The organism is Tabrizicola sp. (genome assembly GCF_041919135.1).
Classification (GTDB): Bacteria; Pseudomonadota; Alphaproteobacteria; order Rhodobacterales; family Rhodobacteraceae; genus Tabrizicola.
The window spans coordinates 251,460-267,491 of the sequence record NZ_JAYRUJ010000001.1 but is presented as its reverse complement, the minus strand read 5'-3'; the positions used below and the strand labels follow the sequence as shown (position 1 = coordinate 267,491).

The following is a 16,032-nucleotide window of genomic DNA, read 5'->3' as shown; positions in this document are numbered from 1 at the left end:
GGGGGCCGCCCGCGACGGGCGGCCCCCGGGCTCAGTCGGCCGGTGTCACTGCGCCACGGCGCGGGCTTCGGTCAGCCAGCCGTCGAAGGTGGCGCGGTTGTCCACGATCCACTTGTCGGCCAGGGCCCAGATCGCCTCGTCGCTGTTGGCGCCCTTCGACACTTCCAGCGCCTGGGCCGAGACGTCGTTGACCGGGATCTTCGCCACTTCGAACAGTTTCGCGGCGGCCGGGTTGGCCTCGAGGAAGTCGTTGCGGGCCAGGACGCCCACGTTCTCGACCGCGAAGCCGACGTTCTTGCCGTCGACCGTGGTGTTCTGGTCGCCGCCCTCGGGCAGCGAGGTATAGGGCACGGTCATCCATTCGACATCCTTGCCCGGGACCAGCACGCCCGAGACCCAGTAGGGTGTCCAGGTATAATAGACGATCGGCTCGCCGTTGGCATGCCGGGCGATGGCATCGCCGATGATCGCCTGATAGGCGCCCTGGTTGTGGGTCACGGTGTCGCGCAGGCCGTATTCGGTCAGGTGATGCTCGATCACCCGCTCGCAGCCCCAGCCGGGGGTGCAGCCGACCAGATCGGCCTTGCCGTCGCCGTCGGTGTCGAACTTCTTGGCGACTTCCGGGTCCTTCAGCATCGAGATGTCGGTGATGCCGGCGTCATAGCTGGCCTTGTCGACCAGATAGCCCTGCAGCGCGCCCTCGATCAGGACGCCCACCTTGGTCATCACATCGGCGCCGCCCGATTCCTCGTAGAAGGCCTGGTGCAGCGTGTGCCAGTGGTTCGCGGTAAAGTCCGCATCGCCGCCGCCGATGGCGATGTGCATGGTCTGGTATTCGGCCTCCATCGGCTCGGCGGTCTCGTAGCCCAGCTCTTGCAGCGCGCGCAGCAGCACATAGTGGTGGAAGTGCTCCTCGATCTGCGCCGGCATCACGACGCGGACCGGATCCTTGCCCTCGCCGGGCTTGTTCGGGTCCTGCGCCAGGGACGGTCCTGCCAGCAAGAGCGCCAGCGCGGTGGTGAGGGTGAACATCTTCATCAGTGGTGTCTCCTTGTTGATTTTACAGTCGGATTCTTTTTGCTCGCAGGTTCTTCAGCCGCGTTTTGCGAAAAGTCCGGTCAGCAGGCCGACGGGCCCGGTCTGCCACCAGTGGCGGTGTCCCTTGTCGCGCCCCGAGCGGCCCAGGCCCTGGGTGATGCGGTCCAGCACGATGGCCAGCATCACGATCCCCAGGCCGCCGACGATGGCCTTGCCGGCATCCAGCCGCCCCATCGCGCGCAAGACCTCGTTGCCCAGCCCCTTCACCGCGATCATCGAGGCGATCACCACCATCGAGAGCGAGAGCATGATCGTCTGGTTCAGCCCGGCAAGGATCGTCGGCGTCGCCAGCGGCAGTTCGACCTTGCGCAGGATCTGGCCAGGCGAGGCCCCGAAGGCCCGCGCGGCCTCGACCACCGAGGGGTTCACGCCGCGAATGCCCAGCGAGGTCAGGCGGACCAGCGGGGGCAGGGCGAAGATGATGGTGACGATGACGCCCGAGACGTTGCCGATCCCGATCATCATCACGACCGGCACCAGATAGACGAAGGCGGGGATCGTCTGCATCGTGTCCAGGACCGGGCGGATGAAGGCCTCGAACCGATCGCTCTTTCCGGCCAGCACGCCCAAGGGCAGGCCGATCAGCACGCAAAGGATGACCGAGGCGATCACGATGGCCAGCGTGGTCATCGCCAGGTTCCAGGCCTCGGGCGCCAGGATCCCGAGGATCAGCAGGCAGGCCGCGACCAGGATCGCGGCGCGCCGCCCTGCGGTCTGCCAGGCCACCAGCACCAGCACCGCCAGCATCACCAGGGGCGGCACCGCATGCAGCGCGCTTTCGATGCCGGTGATCACCGTCTCGAAGAACCGCTTGGTCGGCTGGATCAGGTCGCGGTTGGAAATCGCCCATTGCTTGATCCCGTCCGCCCAGCTGGCGATGCCGAGGTCGATCGAGGCGAAGGGGTTCAGCCAGTCGAAGGTCTTGTCGGCCATCAGGCAGCCCTCTCTTCTTCGCGTCCCTGGATGCCGCGCAGAAGCGCGCGCTTGGTCACCACGCCGACGGGCCTGCCCTCGGCCGCGATCAGGATCGGATGGTCGGTGCCGACCGCCAGGTCGACGAGGTCGTTCAGGTTCATCTCCGGCCGTCCGACCGGCCAGGTTCCGCTGTCCTGCGGGCCATGCGCCTGGGTATAGGCCGCGAAGGGCTGCATGATCCGCGCCGCCGTCACCAGGTCCAGCTTGGAAATGCCGGCGACGAATTCGGCGACATAGTCGTCGGCCGGCTCGGTCACGATCTCTTCCGGCGTGCCGATCTGCACCAGCACCCCGTCCTTCATGATCGCGATGCGGTCGCCGATGCGGATCGCCTCGTCCAGGTCATGGGTGATGAAGACCGTGGTCTTGTGCAGTTCGGCCGAAAGCTCCATGAAGGTGCCCTGCAACTGCCGCCGGATCAGCGGGTCGAGCGCGCTGAACGGCTCGTCCATCAGAAGGATCGTCGGATCCGCCGCCAGCGCCCGGGCCAGGCCCACGCGCTGCTGCATGCCGCCCGAAAGCTCGTCGGGATATTTCGCGTCCCAGCCGGTCAGGTCCACCATCTCGATCGCCTTGGCCGCGACCCGCGCGCGCTCGGCCTCGGACTTGCCGCGCACCTCGAGCGAGAAGGCCACGTTGTCGCGCACGGTGCGGTGCGGCATCAGCGCCATCGACTGGAACACCATGCCGATCTTCTCGGCCCGCAGCTTGCGCAGGGCCTCGGCGTTCATCGCGTTGACGTTCTCGCCCTCGATATAGACCGCGCCCGAGGTCGGCTCGATCAGCCGGTTGATGTGGCGGATCAGCGTCGACTTGCCCGATCCCGACAGGCCCATGATGCAGAAGATCTCGCCCCGGCCGACGGTGAAGCTGGCATTCTGGACGCCCACCACGCAGTCGAATTTCTCGCGGATGTCCTTCTTCGACAGGCCCTGGGACCGGACGGCCTCCATCGCCTGACGCGACTTGTCGCCGAATATCTTCCAGATGCCTTCGCAGCGGATCACGTCCTCTCGGGCCTCGGCCATGCAGAATCTCCCCCCGGTTTGGTGGACTAAAAACACAAAACTTTGCTGTAGACAATATGTATTTTATGCGACTACACAGAGGGCGGGCTACCTGATTCACGAATGGCGTCAATCCAGGGTCAGGCAGGAGATCATCCAGTGAATGCAGAACCGCGCAGCAAGAAGACCCAGTGCATCGAGGACCTGCGCCGCAAGGTCCTGACCCAGATTCTGGAGCCCGGCGCCTATCTCGACGAGACCGAACTGGCCGAAACCTATGGCATCTCGCGCCCGCCGCTGCGCGAGGTCCTGCGCCAGTTGCAGGGCGAGGGCTATGTTGTGCTGCATGAGAACCGGGGCGCACAAGTGGCCCCGATGTCGCACAAGACGCTGCGCAATTTCTTCGTCGCCGCCCCGATGATCTATGCCGCCGTGACGCGGCTGGCGGCCGAACATGCCACGCCGGCCCAGATCGCGCGGCTGAAGGACACGCAGGTTTCCTTCCGCATGGCCATTGCCTCGGGCAATGCCTCGGACCGGGCGCTGTGGAACCAGCGGTTCCATTCCGTGATCGGCGAGATGGCCGACAACGAATTCCTGATGCCCAGCCTGCGGCGGCTGTTGATCGACCACACCCGCATCGGGATGACCTTCTACAATCCGCGCAAGGAGGCGATGGCCTGCGTCTCGGCCACCGCCGCCGACCAGCACGACACCTTCATCGCCCTGATCGAGGCCGGCGATGCCGATGCCGCCGCCGACCTGGCGGTGGCCCATTGGGAGCTGTCGCGCGCCCAGATCGAAAGCTTTGTCACCCCCCCCAGCATCCAGAGCCCGCTTGGCCGTGCGCCCGAGGCTGATGATCAACGAGGAGTCGCATGAACTTCGAAGGCATCTACACCCCCGCCATCACGCCGCATCGCGAGGATGGCTCGATCGACCGCGATGCATTCGTCGCGCAACTCGACTACCTGATCGCCCAGGGCGTTCACGGCATCATCAACGGCGGCTCGACCGGCGAATATTACGCCCAGTCGATGCAGGAGCGGCTGGAAATGGCCTCGCTCGCCCGCGAGGTGACCAAGGGCCGGACGCATCTGATGGTCGGCACCGTGGCGATCCGGCTGGAGGACAGCCTGACCATGGCCGAACATGCCGCCAGGATCGGCGCCGACAGCATCCTTGTCGGCTCGCCGCCCTATTCGGTCCCGACCGAACAGGAAAACGCGCTGAACGCGCTGGCCATCGACCGCGCCGCCGGCCTGCCGATCATGCTTTACAACTATCCCGGCCGGATGGGCATCAACATGGGCGAGGAGTTCCTCGACCGCGTCGGCCGGTCCGCCAATTTCTGCGCGATCAAGGAAAGCTCGGGCGACATCAACCGCGTCCACCTGCTGGCCCGCGACTATCCCCATATCCAGATGTCCTGCGGCATGGACGACCAGGCGCTGGAATTCTTTGCCTGGGGCGCGCGCAGCTGGGTCTGTGGCGGGTCCAACTTCCTGCCCGCCGAACACCTTGCGCTTTACAAGGCCTGCGCGGTCGAGGGGAACTTCGACAAGGGCCGCCGGATCATGTCGGCGCTGATGCCGCTGATGCGGGTGCTGGAGCAGGGCGGCAAGTTCATCCAGTGCATCAAGCACGGCTGCGAGATGATGGGCCAATACGCCGGTCCCCCGCGCCCGCCGCTCAGAGGCCTGAACAAGGACGACAAGCGCCAGCTGGAACAGACCGTGCGCGTCCTCAAGACCACCATCGCCCAGATCGTTGCGGAGTAAGCCATGAGCCTCCTGACCACCGAAGAATACAAGGCAATCGCCGCCGGTCTTTCCTTCCCGACGACCGCCTTCATCGACGGCCATTTCCGCCCCGCCATCAGCGGCAAGACCTTCGACACGCTGAACCCCGCCACCGGGGAGGTGCTGGCCAAGGTCGCCGCCTGCGGGCCCGAGGACGTGGATCTTGCCGTGGCGAAGGCCCGCGATGCCTTCGAGGACGGCCGCTGGTCGCGCCTGCATCCGAAGGAACGGAAAGAGGTGCTGATCAAGCTGGCGAAGCTGGTGAAGCGCAACGCGCGCGAACTGGCGGTGCTGGAAAGCCTCGACAGCGGCAAGACGATCTACGACTGCGAACAGGTCGACGTGCCGGAAACCATCAACTGCCTGACCTGGCACGCCGAGCTGATCGACAAGATCTACGACCAGGTCGCCCCCGCATCCGACAACCACATCGCCATGGTCGTGCGCGAACCCGTGGGCGTCGTCGGCCTGGTCCTGCCCTGGAACTTCCCGCTTCTCATGCTGGCCTGGAAGATCGGCCCGGCCTTGGCCGCAGGCTGCTCGGTCATCGTGAAACCGGCCGAGGAAACCCCGCTCACCACCCTGCGCATGGCCGAACTCGCGATGGAGGCGGGCATTCCGGCGGGCGTCTTCAACGTCGTCCCGGGCACCGGCCCCGACGTGGGCGAACCCATCGGGCGGCACATGGACATCGACGCGGTGTCCTTCACCGGCTCCACCGAAACCGGCCGCCGCTTCCTGCGCTATGCCGCAGAGTCGAACCTGAAAGAGGTCACGCTGGAGATGGGCGGCAAGAACCCCGCCGTGGTGCTGGACGATGCCGAGAACCTCGACCGGGTGGCGGCGCATGTGGTGAACGGCGCCTTCTGGAACATGGGCGAGAACTGCTCCGCCTCCTCGCGACTGATCGTGCAGAAGGGGGTGAAGGACGCGCTCCTGAAACGCATCGTGGCCCATGCCCGGGAATGGCCGATGGGCGATCCCCTCGATCCCGCCAACCGCGTCGGCGCGCTGGTGTCGAAGGGCCATTACGACAAGGTGTGCAGCTATCTGGACAAAGGCCCCAAGGTCATCCTCGGCGGCAAGGCCGAAAAGGGCTTCGTCGAGCCCACGATCCTCGAAGTCTCCCGCGACGCGAAACAGGCCCGCGAGGAAATCTTCGGCCCCGTCCTCTCCGTCCTCACCGTCGACAGCTTCGACGAGGCCATCGCGCTGGCGAACTCCACCGAATACGGCCTTGCCGCCAGCATCTTCACGTCGAACGTCAAGCGCGCCCTGCGTGGCGCCCGCGCCCTGCGGGCCGGCACGGTGACCGTCAACTCCTTCGGCGAGGGCGACATCTCCACCCCCTTCGGCGGCTTCAAGCAATCGGGTTTCGGCGGTCGCGACAACGGCATCCAGGCCCATGACCAGTATACCCAGGTGAAGACGATCTGGGTCGATCTGGCCGATGACGCGGACGAAGCCGTCGACTGACATGCGCCTCGGCTTCCTCGGCACCGGAGAGATCACCGCCGCGATGGTGCGCGGCCTGCAAGGCCAGGGTCACAGGATCCTGGTCTCCCCCCGCAACGCCGCCGTGGCCGCGACCCTTGCGGCCGAGGTTGCCGACGTCACCGTCGCGCCCAACGAAGACGTGGTCGCCAGGTCCGACGTGGTCTTCCTCTGCCTCCTCGCCCGGGTGGCAGAGGAGGTGCTGCCCGGCCTTCCCTTCCGCGCCGACCAGTCCGTGATCTCGGTCATGGTCGACGCCCCGCTGGCCAAGCTCCGCCAGCTTTGCGCCCCCGCGACCGACATCGCGATCACCATCCCGCTTCCGCCCATCGCCGTCGGCGGCTGCCCCCTCCCGGTCTACCCGGCCTCTCCGGTGCTCGACTCGCTCTTCGGCGTCCGCAACCTGATCCTGCCGCAACCGTCCGAGGCCGCCCTCAATGCCCATCTCGGCGCCTCCGCGCTCTGCTCGCCGATCCTCGACCAACTGCTCACCGCTGTCGACTGGCTTGCCACCCACACCGGCAACCCCGCCGCCGCCGAGGCCTATATCGCCGCCATGATCCGCGGCTACCTGCCGGAACGGGCGCAACAGGGCGACCTTGCCACCGCGCTGAAAAAGCTGTCCACCGAAGGCGGCCTGAACGCCACCCTGCGCGCCGCGATGGCCCCGGCGAAGGACAGCCTGCGCCAGGGCCTCGACGCCTTCCACAGCCGCCTCGGGCTGAGCGACCCCAAGGGACGGACATGACCACGCATCAAGCCCGCCGCACCCCCGTCCACAAGGGCCCCGCCGCCTGGTCCGCCATCCTGCCCGGCCAACCCGCCCCCGTGCCTCTTCCCGGCAACCGGACCGTCGATGTCGCGATCATCGGCGGTGGCTTCGCGGGTCTTTCAGCCGCCCGCCGGTTGCGCCAGATCGACCCGACGCTTGCCATCGCCGTCATTGAGGCCTCCCGCCTCGCCGAGGGGGCCTCGGGCCGCAACTCCGGCTTCATGATCGACCTGCCGCACGAGCTGACCTCGGACGACTACGCCGGGCACGGCGACGACCGGGGCATGATCGCGCTGAACCGCCAGGCCATCGCCTTCGCCAGGGGCGCGGTTCAGGACTACGGCATCAAAGCCGACTATTTCGATCCCGTCGGCAAGGTGAACGGCGCGGCTTCCGACACCGCCGATGCCTTGAACCGCTCTTACGCCGACCACCTGACCTCCCTCGGCGAGCCGAACGAACGGTTGGACGCCCAAGGCATGTATCAGCTCACCGGCAGCCGGCACTATGTCTCCGGTCTCTACACCCCCGGCACGGTGATGCTGCAACCCGCCGGCTTCGTGCGCGGTTTCGGCGAAGGCCTCCGGGCGGCGGGTGTCGGCATCTGGGAGAACACCCCGGTCACCGCCTTCGCCCGCACTGGCCACGGCTGGACCCTGACCACCCCGCACGGGACAGTCAGCGCAGGCAAGGTGATCCTCGCCAACAACGGCCATCTGGAAAGCTTCGGCTTCGCGCAGAACCGGCTGATGCACGTCTTCCTCTACGCCTCGATGACCGTCGACCTGCCCGCCGAAACCCTGAAAGCCTTGGGCGGCCAGCCGCGTTGGGGCGTCACGCCATCGGACCCGATGGGCACCACCATGCGCCGGATCGACACCGCGTTGGGCGGCAACCGCGTCATCACCCGCACCTGCGCCAGCTTCCTGCCGGGGATGGAGCCCTCCGACGCCGCCCTTGCCCGCACCGCCGCCGTCCACCGCCAGAAGTTCGCCGACCGCTACCCCGCCCTTGCCGGGGTGAAGCAGGAATATACCTGGGCAGGCCACCTCTGCCTCACCCGCAACGCCGTCTCCATCGCCCGCGAACTGGAACCCGGCCTTTTCGCCGCCACGGTCTGCAACGGCCTTGGCACGGCGCGGAGCACGCTGACCGGCATCGCGGCGGCCGAACTGGCACTGGGCCTTCAGACCGACACCACCCGCCATTTCGCGGCCGAGGCGCAGCCGACGAGACTCCCCCCGAAACCCTTCTCCACCCTCGGCGCAAACGCCTTCCTCCGCTTCAAGGAATGGCGCGCCGGGGCGGAGTGATCAGGACCGACCGATGACCTTCAAGCGCATGATCAATGCCGTCGACACCCATTCCGGCATCCCGATGCGGGTGATCACCGGCGGCGTCGGCCATATCCCCGGCGCCAGCGTGCAGGAAAAGATGCGCTGGCTGGAGGCGAACGACGACCAGCTTCGCCTCCTGATGCTGCGCGAACCCCGCGGCTACCCGGCGCATTGCTGCAACCTTCTCGTGCCGCCCAGCCACCCCGAGGCGCAGGCGGGCTATATCATCATGGAGCAGGTCGAATACCCGATGATGTCGGGCGGCAACACGATCGCGGTCGCGACCGTGCTTCTGGAAACCGGCATCCTGCCGATGGTGGAGCCTGTAACCGAACTGACCCTCGAAGCCCCCGCCGGGCTGATCCGGGTCAGGGCCGACTGTCAGGGCGGCAAGGTGAAGGCCGTCACCTTCCGCAACGTCCCCGCCTTCGCCGCGCATCTCGACGCCGAGATCGACGTGCCGCATCTCGGGAAGGTCCGGGTGGACGTGGGTTGGGGCGGCATGTTCTACGTCATCGCCGATGTCCGCCAGTTCAAGGGGCTGGAGCTGATCCCGGAACACGGTGCCGAGATCACCCGCGTCTCCGCCCTCATCCGGCAGGCGGCACACGAGCAGCTTCCGGTCGCACACCCCGACTATCCCGGCGTCGGCATCACCATCTCGCAGCTCTCCGGCCCCTCCGACGACCCCGGGGCCGACTGGAAGAACGCCGTCACCATGGCGACCGGCCCGCTGAACTGGGACGATCCCGCCACCTGGACCGGCGCCATCGACCGCTGCCCCTGCGGCACCGGCACCTGCGCCAAGATGGCGGTCCTGCATGCCAAGGGAGAACTGCCGCTGGACCGGGATTTCCGGCATCAGGGGATCCTCGGCACCGTCTACACCGGGCGGCTGGTTGAAGAGGCCCGGATCGGGGACCGCAAGGCGGTGGTCCCCACCATCTCGGGCCGGGCCTGGATTTCCGGGTTCAACACGCTGGTTCTGGATCCCGAGGATCCGCTTCCCAATGGCTACACGCTGGGCGACATCTGGGCGTGAGAGACCCTGTCCACGGTGGACATTTCCTGAAAACCTGACGCTCGCAATCACATGGCTGCGGGCGTCAGGGCTTTCTTAACCCGTCACGGCAGCGACAGCTGCACCATCCGTCCGCCGTCGATGGTCCAGACCTGACCGGCGACAAAGCCCGCCTCTTCCGAGGCCAGCCAGGCCACCAGCGCCGCCACATCCTCGGGCTTGCCGGTGCGGCCGACCGGGTGGATGCGGGCGATGTTGGCCCGAAAAGCGGCCGGGTCGGGGAAGCTGTCGATATAGGCCTCGGCCAGGTCGGTGTCGATCCAGCCTGGTGCGACCGCGTTGCAGCGGATGCCCTCGGCGCCGTGGTCGACCGCGATGGCCCGCGTCAGCCCGTGCAGCCCGGCCTTCGTCGCCGAATAGGCGGCGTGGTGCGGGTTGCAGCCGATGCCCTCGATGCTGCCGATGTTGACCACGGCCCCCCGCGCGCTGCGCAGATGCGGGAGCGCCGCCTTGATCAGCAGGAAGGGCGCCGTCAGGTTGATGGCGATCATCCGGTTCCAGTCGGCAAGCGACATGTCCTCGGCCCGCGCCTCCTGCATGAAGCCGGCGTTGTTCACCAGCACGTCCAGCCGCCCGGCGCGCGCGATCACTTCGGCGACGACCAGCGCCGGGCAATCGGGATCTGCAAGATCCGCCTCAACGGCCTCGAACTCGGCATCCTGCCCGCGTTGTGCGGTGAAGACCCGCGCGCCCTCGTCCCGAAGCCTGCGGGCGATGGCGAGGCCGATGCCCATCCGCCCGCCGGTGACCAGCGCGACCTTGCCTGCGAAGCGCATGTTTCCCCCGCTCATTTCACCGGCTTCCCGCCATTCACCTCGACCACCGTGCCCACGATGTAGCGCGCGGCATCCGAGGCGAGGAACAGGATCACATCGGCAATGTCCTCCGGCTCCGCGATCCGGCCCAAGGGCACCGTCTTGCCGAGTTCCGCCACCGCCGTATCCGGGTCAAAGCCTCGCTTCACAAAGCCCGTCCGCAGCATCGGCGTGTTCACCTCGTTCGGGGCGACCGCGTTGATGCGGATGCCCTTGTCGGCGTGGTCCATCCCCATGCATTGTGTCAGCGACGCAATTGCCGCCTTGGTCATGCAATAGACCGCATGGCCCGGCCCCGGCCGCAGGCCCCAGCACGACGCCACGTTGACGATGGCCGACCCCGGCCCCAGAAGCGGGATCGCCGCCCGACAGATGCGGAAGGGGGCTTCCACGTTCACGCCCACCGACAGATCCCAGTCGGCGTCCGAGGTCTCGTCCACCTTGCCCCGGGTGATCACGCCGGCGTTGTTGACGATGATGTCCAGACCGCCCAAAGCGGCCTTCGCCGCCGCAGGCAGGCCGTCGGCATAGGCGCCTTCAAGCAGGTTCCCCGGCAGGTGCGCCTCGGCCTCCACCCCCGACACGTCGCGGTCGGCCACCGCCACCAGCGCGCCTTGCGCCCGCAGCGCCTTGACGACCGCCGCGCCGATGCCGCCCGCCGCGCCGGTGACCAGCGCCTTCCTGCCCTTGAGATCGCTCATCTTTCCCTCATCCAAACGAAGCCACCGGGGCCCCGAACATCCCTTCGTCCGGCACCACGCCCAGGCCCGGCCCTTCGGGCAGGCGGATATGTCCGCCCTCGATCTTCACGCCGCGCCGCGAGTCGTAGTGGCCGTCGATATAGGGCTGGGCCAGCCACGCCCCCTCCATCAGCTTCGGCTGGACCGTCGCGCCGACATGGGTGCAGGCCGCCGCGATGATGTCGCCGCCCCAGCTGTCGTCGCAGGTGTGCGGCAGGTTGCGCACCGCGCAGAGGTCGCGGAAGACCCGCATCGGCTGCAGGCCCCCGATCCGCGTCACCTTCATCCCGAACCCGTCGACCAGCCCGGTGCCGACCGCCGTGACGACGGTGTTCAGGTTGATGCTGTTTTCGTCCATGTAGATGCCGTGCCGCACCTGCGGCCGGATCTTTGCCAGATCCTCGACCGTGTTGCAGGGTTGCTCCATCACGAAGGGAATGTCCGGGCATTCGCGCGAGAGGGTCAGCGCATCGCGGGTGGTCAGGCTGCGGTTGCCGTCCACCGCCATGCGCACACCCTTGCCGCGTATCTTCTCCCAGACCTTGCGGACCGTCTCGACGTCTTCCTCCACGGCACGCCCGCCGACCTTGATCTGCAGGCGGGGATAGCCCTCGGCGGCCTTTTCGGCGGCGATCCGGGCGGTTTCGTCCGGCGCCCCGACGATGGTGGAATAGTAGGAGGGCACAAGGGTGGTCAGCGCCCCGCCCAGAAGGGTTGCGACGGAAACCCCCAGCGCCCGGCCCATCAGGTCATGCGCGGCGATGTCGATGGCGGCCTTGGCGTAGTTGTGGCCGTTCAGCAGGCTCTCCATCCGCTGATGCAGCGGCAACGGCGCGACCTCGGCGCCGATCAGGCCCGGTGCCATCGCCGTCAGCGCCGCGCGGGCGCCGTCGACATGCATCTCGGCATAGGTGGAGCCGACCGGGCAGGTCTCGCCCCAGCCGACATGGCCGCTGTCCGAGACCAGCTTCACCAATGTGGTGGGCAGGGTCCAGACCTCGGTCATGGCCATGCGGTAGGGGCCGTTCTTCACCGGCAGGTCGTGGGCGTAGATATGCAGTTCGGTGATCTTCATCAATTCCCCCAAAAGCCCACGGGTTCGCCCAGGGCGTCGGTCTTCACGGTGATCCCCAGACCTGGCAGGTCGGGGGGCAGGATGCCGCCGTTGCGGGCTTGCGGCTGGAAATCTGCGGTCTTCAGCGTCACCATGTCCCGGCTGTTCAGGATGCAGCGCAACAGGCGCGGCGGCACGGTGGCCCCCATATGGGTGATCGCGGCGAAGGCGATGTCCGAGCCCGTGGTGTCCTGCACGCTGATCGTCAGCCCAGCCGCCCGGCAGATGTCGCGCTGGCGACGCGAGGGGGTGAGGCCCCCGGCCTTGGTGATCTTGAGGCCAATCCCGTCGGCGGCATCGTCGGCGATCAGCCGGGCAAGGCTTTCGTCGTCCTGCACCAGCTCGTCCAGGATGATCGGCACCGGGCAGCGGCGGCGCAGCGACAAGGTCTCGCGCCAGGTGGCGCAGGGCGCTTCCAGCACGAAATCCAGGCCGGGCTTCAGCATCCCCAGCATCCGAAGCGCGGTTTCCGGGATCAGCCCGCCATTGGCATCGGCGATGAAATATTCGCCGGGGCGACGGTCGGCGAAGCAGGCGGCGATGCGCTCGGCATCCAGCGCCGGGCCGCCCTCGCTGTCATGCGCGCCGATCTTGATCGAATGGCCCAGGTAGCCCCTTGCCCGGTGGTCGGCGACCCGGGCGCGCATGTCCTCGGGATCGCCCGCGTAGATCGAGGAGATGGTGCCCATCGGCACCCCGGTCGATCCGCCCAGCAGTTCGCAGACCGGACGGCCCAGGGATTTGCCGAGGAGATCCCAGCAGGCGATGTCGATGGCGGCCTTGGCGTGCAGATGGCCGACCAGCACCTCGTCCATCGCGTCATGGATGCGGTCGGTCTGGCGCGGGTCGCGGCCGATCAGATGCGGGGCGATCTCCTCGATCCCCGCCCGCGCGCCTTTGGCATGGGCGGCGATATAGGTGCCGCCGAAGGGGGTGCTTTCGCCCCAGCCCTCGGTGCCGTCATCGGCCAGGACGCGGACGATGGCGGCGTCGAAGCCGCGGTATTCCCGCCCGCCGGACAGAAGGTAGACCCCGCCGGAATAGGGCAGGTGCGGCATGTAGAGTTCGATGCGGGCAATCTTCATCCGGCGTCCCCGGGGGGGATCAGGACCAGTTTGCCGACATGGGCCTTGGACAGGAAATCCTTCTGCGCCTGGACGATGTCCGACAGCGGGTAGGTGCGGGCGACGAGGGGGCGGATGTCTCCCGCCTCGATGTAGCGGATCAGGTTTTCGAAGACCGCATCCTCCTGGAAGGTGCAGCCGAACATCGCCAGATCCTTGAGGTAGAGCGTGCGCAGGTCGATCCCGGCCATCGGCCCGGCGATTGCCCCCGCGATGGCAAAGCGCCCGCCGGGGCGGAGGAGCGTCAGCAGGGTCGCGACCCCCGGCCCGCCCACCATGTCGATCACCACGTCGACGCTGCCCGCGCCGAGTTCCGCCAGCAGGTCGGCGTCGCGGTCGATCACCCGGGTTGCCCCCAGCGCCTGCACTTCGGCGGCCTTCGCCCTTGCCGCGACCGCAATCACGCTGGCCCCCCGCCGCTTCGCCAGCTGCACCGCAGCCGAGCCCACCCCGCCCGAGGCGCCGGTGACCAGCACTGTCTCGGCGCCGACGCCCGCCCGGTGCAGCATGTTCTCCGCCGTCGACCAAGCGCAGGGGATCGAGGCCAGCTCGGCATCCGACCAGTCGCAGCGGACGGCATAGGTCTCGCGCGCGGGGGCCAGGGCATATTGCGCGAAACCGCCGTCGCATTCCGAGCCGAAGGTCCAGCATTCCCAGGGCCGCCAGCCCACGGGCGAGCGCAGCATGTTGCGCACCAGCACCCGCTCGCCGATCCGCGCCTCCGGCACGCCCGCACCGACCGCCACGATCCGGCCGCAGGCATCGGCGCCCTGGATGCGGGGGAAGGCCAGCGGCACGCCCGACCAGCTGGCATCCCGGTCCTCCGCCGCCGCGAACCCGCCCGCGCCCCCGGCATTCGACCCGTCGGTCACGGCCCTGGAATACCAGGCGGTGCGGGTGTTGATGTCGGTGTTGTTGACCCCGGCCGCCGCGACGCGGATCAGCACCTCGCCCGCTTTCGGCTGCGGCACCGGCACATCGGTGCGATACTCCAGCGCCTCATAGCCGCCGTGGCCGGTCAGCAGGACTGCGTGCATCGTCTGGGGCAATCGCCTCTCCATCGCGAAGAAATGGCCCCCGGAAGGAGGCCGGATCCAAGGCTCAGTATTCGGTGTTCAACTCGTCCACGGCCGGGATCTCGCGTTCGCGGCGGGCGATGTAGTCCAGGAGGGCCTCGTTCACGCCCTCGTCCAGCTTCGGCTCCTCATAATCGGCGAGGAGCTGCTTCGCCCGGTCAAGGGCGCGCTGGGTGATCTCGACGGAACCCTCGGCCTGCCACTGCTCGATCGAATTGTTGTCGAAGAGTTTCGGCATGAAGAAGGCGCGCTCGAAGTTCTCCAGCGTGTGCGGATGGCCGAGGTAGTGGCCGCCGGGGCCGACGTCGCGCACCGCCTGCATCGCGGCGTCGAAATCGTCCCAGCGCGGGCCTTCCGCCATGCGGTAGCCCATCTGGCACATCTCGGCATCGACCACGAACTTGGCGACGGAACAATGCATCCCGGCCTCGTTCCAGCCAGCGGAGTGCCAGATGTAGTTGGCCCCGGCATGGAGGACGGCGTTCATCGTCATGGCGCTTTCATAGCCCGCTTGCGCGTCGAAGGTCTTTGCCCCGCCCAGAAGGTTCGAGGTCCGCCACGGCACGTTGTAGAAGCGCGCCATCTGGCCGATCATGAAGTTCATCAGGCTGATCTCGGGCGTCCCCGCCATCGGCGCGCCGGATTTCATCGAAACGGTCGAAAGATAGTGGCCGTAGATCGCGGGCGCGCCCTTGCGGATGACCTGGGTATAGGCCAGCGCCGAGAGCGCCTCGGCGTTCAGTTGTGCCACCGCCGGGGCGACAGAGGCCGGAGTGTTCGCGCCGCCAAGGACGAAGGGGGAGCAGAGGACGGGCTGGTTGCGTCGGATGAAGGCGCGCATGGCCGACAGCATGGTCTCGTCCCAGACAAGGGGCGAGTTGCCGTTGCAGTTGCCGGTGGTCACCGGCGTCTCCTCCATCACGTCGCGGCCGAACAGGATTTCGCACATGTCCATCACGTCCTCGGCATTCTTGCCGCTGGTCGTCATGCCCATGAAGGTCTTGTCGGAATGTTTCATCGAGGAATAGGTGATGTGCAGGTGCCGGTGGCTGACCTTCATGTCCATCGGCTCGACGATGTGATGCGCGGTGGAATGCAGCGCGGGCGACATGTGGGCGAGCTTGTGGAACATGTTCAGGTCGGCGATCGTCGGCCAGCGGCGTACGTCGTCGAGGTCGCGCAGGAAGGGCGCGCCGGTCATCGGCACGAAGATCGACTGCTTGCCGCCGAAGGGGAGGGAGCGGTCGGGGTTCCGGGCGCGGTAGGTCCAGCCCGAGGGGATGGTGGAGATGAGTTCCCGCACCAGGCCGCGGTCCAGATAGACGCGCTCGCCCTCGACCTTCGCGCCTGCCCGCTTCCAGTCGGCAAGCGCGATCCCGTCGCGGAAGATCACGCCGACCTCCTCCAGGATCCGCATCGAGGCATCGTCGATCTGCTCGACCCGGCCCTGGTCCATGACCTCGCATTCCGGGATGCCGCGCTTGAGGGCGGGGAGCATCTCGAAATCCGGGGCCGAGCGCATTGCACGGCGGGCGCCACGGCCCCCGGCGCGGGCGGTTCTGGTGACTTCGTTCATGGTTGGCCTCCAAGCGATGCG

The 16,032-nt window shown here is 67.5% G+C and carries 15 protein-coding genes; 6 read left to right on the top strand and 9 right to left on the bottom strand.

The window, feature by feature from the left end; translation table 11 throughout:
* Window positions 1-45: 45 nt before the first annotated feature.
* Genes proX through ACE3UA_RS01260 form a run of 3 tightly spaced genes read right to left on the bottom strand, consistent with a single transcriptional unit; the run spans window position 46 to window position 3,101 of the window.
* Entirely contained in the window at window positions 46-1,038 is a 993-nt protein-coding gene (proX, locus tag ACE3UA_RS01270; protein ID WP_374641693.1) for a glycine betaine/L-proline ABC transporter substrate-binding protein ProX, read from the bottom strand.
* Window positions 1,039-1,092: 54 nt separating this feature from the next.
* Window positions 1,093-2,031, bottom strand: a complete 939-nt coding sequence (locus tag ACE3UA_RS01265; RefSeq protein WP_374641691.1) for an ABC transporter permease — start codon at window positions 2,029-2,031, stop codon at window positions 1,093-1,095.
* Window positions 2,031-3,101, bottom strand: coding sequence for a glycine betaine/L-proline ABC transporter ATP-binding protein (locus tag ACE3UA_RS01260; RefSeq protein WP_374641689.1), 1,071 nt, complete (start codon window positions 3,099-3,101; stop codon window positions 2,031-2,033). Before ACE3UA_RS01260 ends, ACE3UA_RS01265 begins: the two co-directional genes overlap by 1 nt.
* 138 nt (window positions 3,102-3,239) lie before the next feature.
* On the opposite strand from ACE3UA_RS01260, the gene ACE3UA_RS01255 reads away from it, so the two are divergent.
* From ACE3UA_RS01255 to ACE3UA_RS01230, 6 genes are read left to right on the top strand one after another with little or no spacing between them, the layout of a single operon-like run.
* The gene (locus ACE3UA_RS01255; RefSeq protein WP_374641687.1) at window positions 3,240-3,962 is read left to right on the top strand and encodes a GntR family transcriptional regulator; all 723 of its coding nucleotides are present in this window, start codon (window positions 3,240-3,242) and stop codon (window positions 3,960-3,962) included.
* The gene (locus ACE3UA_RS01250) at window positions 3,959-4,861 is read left to right on the top strand and encodes a dihydrodipicolinate synthase family protein (RefSeq protein WP_374641685.1); all 903 of its coding nucleotides are present in this window, start codon (window positions 3,959-3,961) and stop codon (window positions 4,859-4,861) included. The genes ACE3UA_RS01255 and ACE3UA_RS01250 overlap by 4 nt, the downstream gene beginning before the upstream one ends.
* A 3-nt stretch (window positions 4,862-4,864) precedes the next feature.
* Window positions 4,865-6,358: an aldehyde dehydrogenase gene (locus ACE3UA_RS01245; RefSeq protein WP_374641683.1), complete on the top strand. Its 1,494-nt coding sequence runs from the start codon at window positions 4,865-4,867 to the stop codon at window positions 6,356-6,358.
* Window position 6,359: 1 nt separating this feature from the next.
* Entirely contained in the window at window positions 6,360-7,124 is a 765-nt protein-coding gene (locus tag ACE3UA_RS01240; RefSeq protein ID WP_374641681.1) for an NAD(P)-binding domain-containing protein, read from the top strand.
* Window positions 7,121-8,461 (top strand): NAD(P)/FAD-dependent oxidoreductase, encoded by a 1,341-nt coding sequence (locus tag ACE3UA_RS01235; RefSeq protein ID WP_374641679.1) that lies wholly within the window; start codon window positions 7,121-7,123, stop codon window positions 8,459-8,461. The genes ACE3UA_RS01240 and ACE3UA_RS01235 overlap by 4 nt, the downstream gene beginning before the upstream one ends.
* Window positions 8,462-8,474: 13 nt before the next feature.
* Window positions 8,475-9,527 (top strand): proline racemase family protein, encoded by a 1,053-nt coding sequence (locus tag ACE3UA_RS01230; RefSeq protein WP_374641677.1) that lies wholly within the window; start codon window positions 8,475-8,477, stop codon window positions 9,525-9,527.
* Between the two features lie 83 nt (window positions 9,528-9,610).
* Here ACE3UA_RS01230 and ACE3UA_RS01225 read toward each other — a convergent pair whose 3' ends face one another.
* From ACE3UA_RS01225 to ACE3UA_RS01200, 6 genes are all read right to left on the bottom strand, one after another.
* Window positions 9,611-10,342 (bottom strand): SDR family NAD(P)-dependent oxidoreductase, encoded by a 732-nt coding sequence (locus ACE3UA_RS01225; RefSeq protein ID WP_374641675.1) that lies wholly within the window; start codon window positions 10,340-10,342, stop codon window positions 9,611-9,613.
* An 11-nt stretch (window positions 10,343-10,353) separates the two neighbouring features.
* Window positions 10,354-11,082: an SDR family NAD(P)-dependent oxidoreductase gene (locus ACE3UA_RS01220; protein ID WP_374641673.1), complete on the bottom strand. Its 729-nt coding sequence runs from the start codon at window positions 11,080-11,082 to the stop codon at window positions 10,354-10,356.
* Window positions 11,083-11,089: 7 nt separating this feature from the next.
* The gene (locus ACE3UA_RS01215) at window positions 11,090-12,196 is read right to left on the bottom strand and encodes a mandelate racemase/muconate lactonizing enzyme family protein (protein WP_374641671.1); all 1,107 of its coding nucleotides are present in this window, start codon (window positions 12,194-12,196) and stop codon (window positions 11,090-11,092) included.
* On the bottom strand, window positions 12,196-13,320 hold the full coding sequence (locus ACE3UA_RS01210; RefSeq protein ID WP_374641669.1) for a mandelate racemase/muconate lactonizing enzyme family protein: 1,125 nt from the start codon (window positions 13,318-13,320) through the stop codon (window positions 12,196-12,198). The genes ACE3UA_RS01215 and ACE3UA_RS01210 overlap by 1 nt, the downstream gene beginning before the upstream one ends.
* Window positions 13,317-14,396 (bottom strand): alcohol dehydrogenase family protein, encoded by a 1,080-nt coding sequence (locus ACE3UA_RS01205; protein WP_374641927.1) that lies wholly within the window; start codon window positions 14,394-14,396, stop codon window positions 13,317-13,319. The genes ACE3UA_RS01210 and ACE3UA_RS01205 overlap by 4 nt, the downstream gene beginning before the upstream one ends.
* A 64-nt stretch (window positions 14,397-14,460) precedes the next feature.
* The gene (locus ACE3UA_RS01200; RefSeq protein ID WP_374641667.1) at window positions 14,461-16,011 is read right to left on the bottom strand and encodes a trimethylamine methyltransferase family protein; all 1,551 of its coding nucleotides are present in this window, start codon (window positions 16,009-16,011) and stop codon (window positions 14,461-14,463) included.
* Between the last annotated feature and the right edge of the window lie 21 nt (window positions 16,012-16,032).

Bases quoted from the DNA above. Each gene is read 5' to 3' on its own strand.
- proX (WP_374641693.1), bottom strand. From the start codon at position 1,038: ATGAAGATGTTCACCCTCACCACCGCGCTGGCGCTCTTGCTGGCAGGA.
- ACE3UA_RS01265 (WP_374641691.1), bottom strand. From the start codon at position 2,031: ATGGCCGACAAGACCTTCGACTGGCTGAACCCCTTCGCCTCGATCGAC.
- ACE3UA_RS01260 (WP_374641689.1), bottom strand. From the start codon at position 3,101: ATGGCCGAGGCCCGAGAGGACGTGATCCGCTGCGAAGGCATCTGGAAG.
- ACE3UA_RS01250 (WP_374641685.1), top strand. From the start codon at position 3,959: ATGAACTTCGAAGGCATCTACACCCCCGCCATCACGCCGCATCGCGAG.
- ACE3UA_RS01245 (WP_374641683.1), top strand. From the start codon at position 4,865: ATGAGCCTCCTGACCACCGAAGAATACAAGGCAATCGCCGCCGGTCTT.
- ACE3UA_RS01240 (WP_374641681.1), top strand. From the start codon at position 6,360: ATGCGCCTCGGCTTCCTCGGCACCGGAGAGATCACCGCCGCGATGGTG.
- ACE3UA_RS01235 (WP_374641679.1), top strand. From the start codon at position 7,121: ATGACCACGCATCAAGCCCGCCGCACCCCCGTCCACAAGGGCCCCGCC.
- ACE3UA_RS01230 (WP_374641677.1), top strand. From the start codon at position 8,475: ATGACCTTCAAGCGCATGATCAATGCCGTCGACACCCATTCCGGCATC.
- ACE3UA_RS01225 (WP_374641675.1), bottom strand. From the start codon at position 10,342: ATGCGCTTCGCAGGCAAGGTCGCGCTGGTCACCGGCGGGCGGATGGGC.
- ACE3UA_RS01220 (WP_374641673.1), bottom strand. From the start codon at position 11,082: ATGAGCGATCTCAAGGGCAGGAAGGCGCTGGTCACCGGCGCGGCGGGC.
- ACE3UA_RS01215 (WP_374641671.1), bottom strand. From the start codon at position 12,196: ATGAAGATCACCGAACTGCATATCTACGCCCACGACCTGCCGGTGAAG.
- ACE3UA_RS01210 (WP_374641669.1), bottom strand. From the start codon at position 13,320: ATGAAGATTGCCCGCATCGAACTCTACATGCCGCACCTGCCCTATTCC.
- ACE3UA_RS01205 (WP_374641927.1), bottom strand. From the start codon at position 14,396: ATGCACGCAGTCCTGCTGACCGGCCACGGCGGCTATGAGGCGCTGGAG.
- ACE3UA_RS01200 (WP_374641667.1), bottom strand. From the start codon at position 16,011: ATGAACGAAGTCACCAGAACCGCCCGCGCCGGGGGCCGTGGCGCCCGC.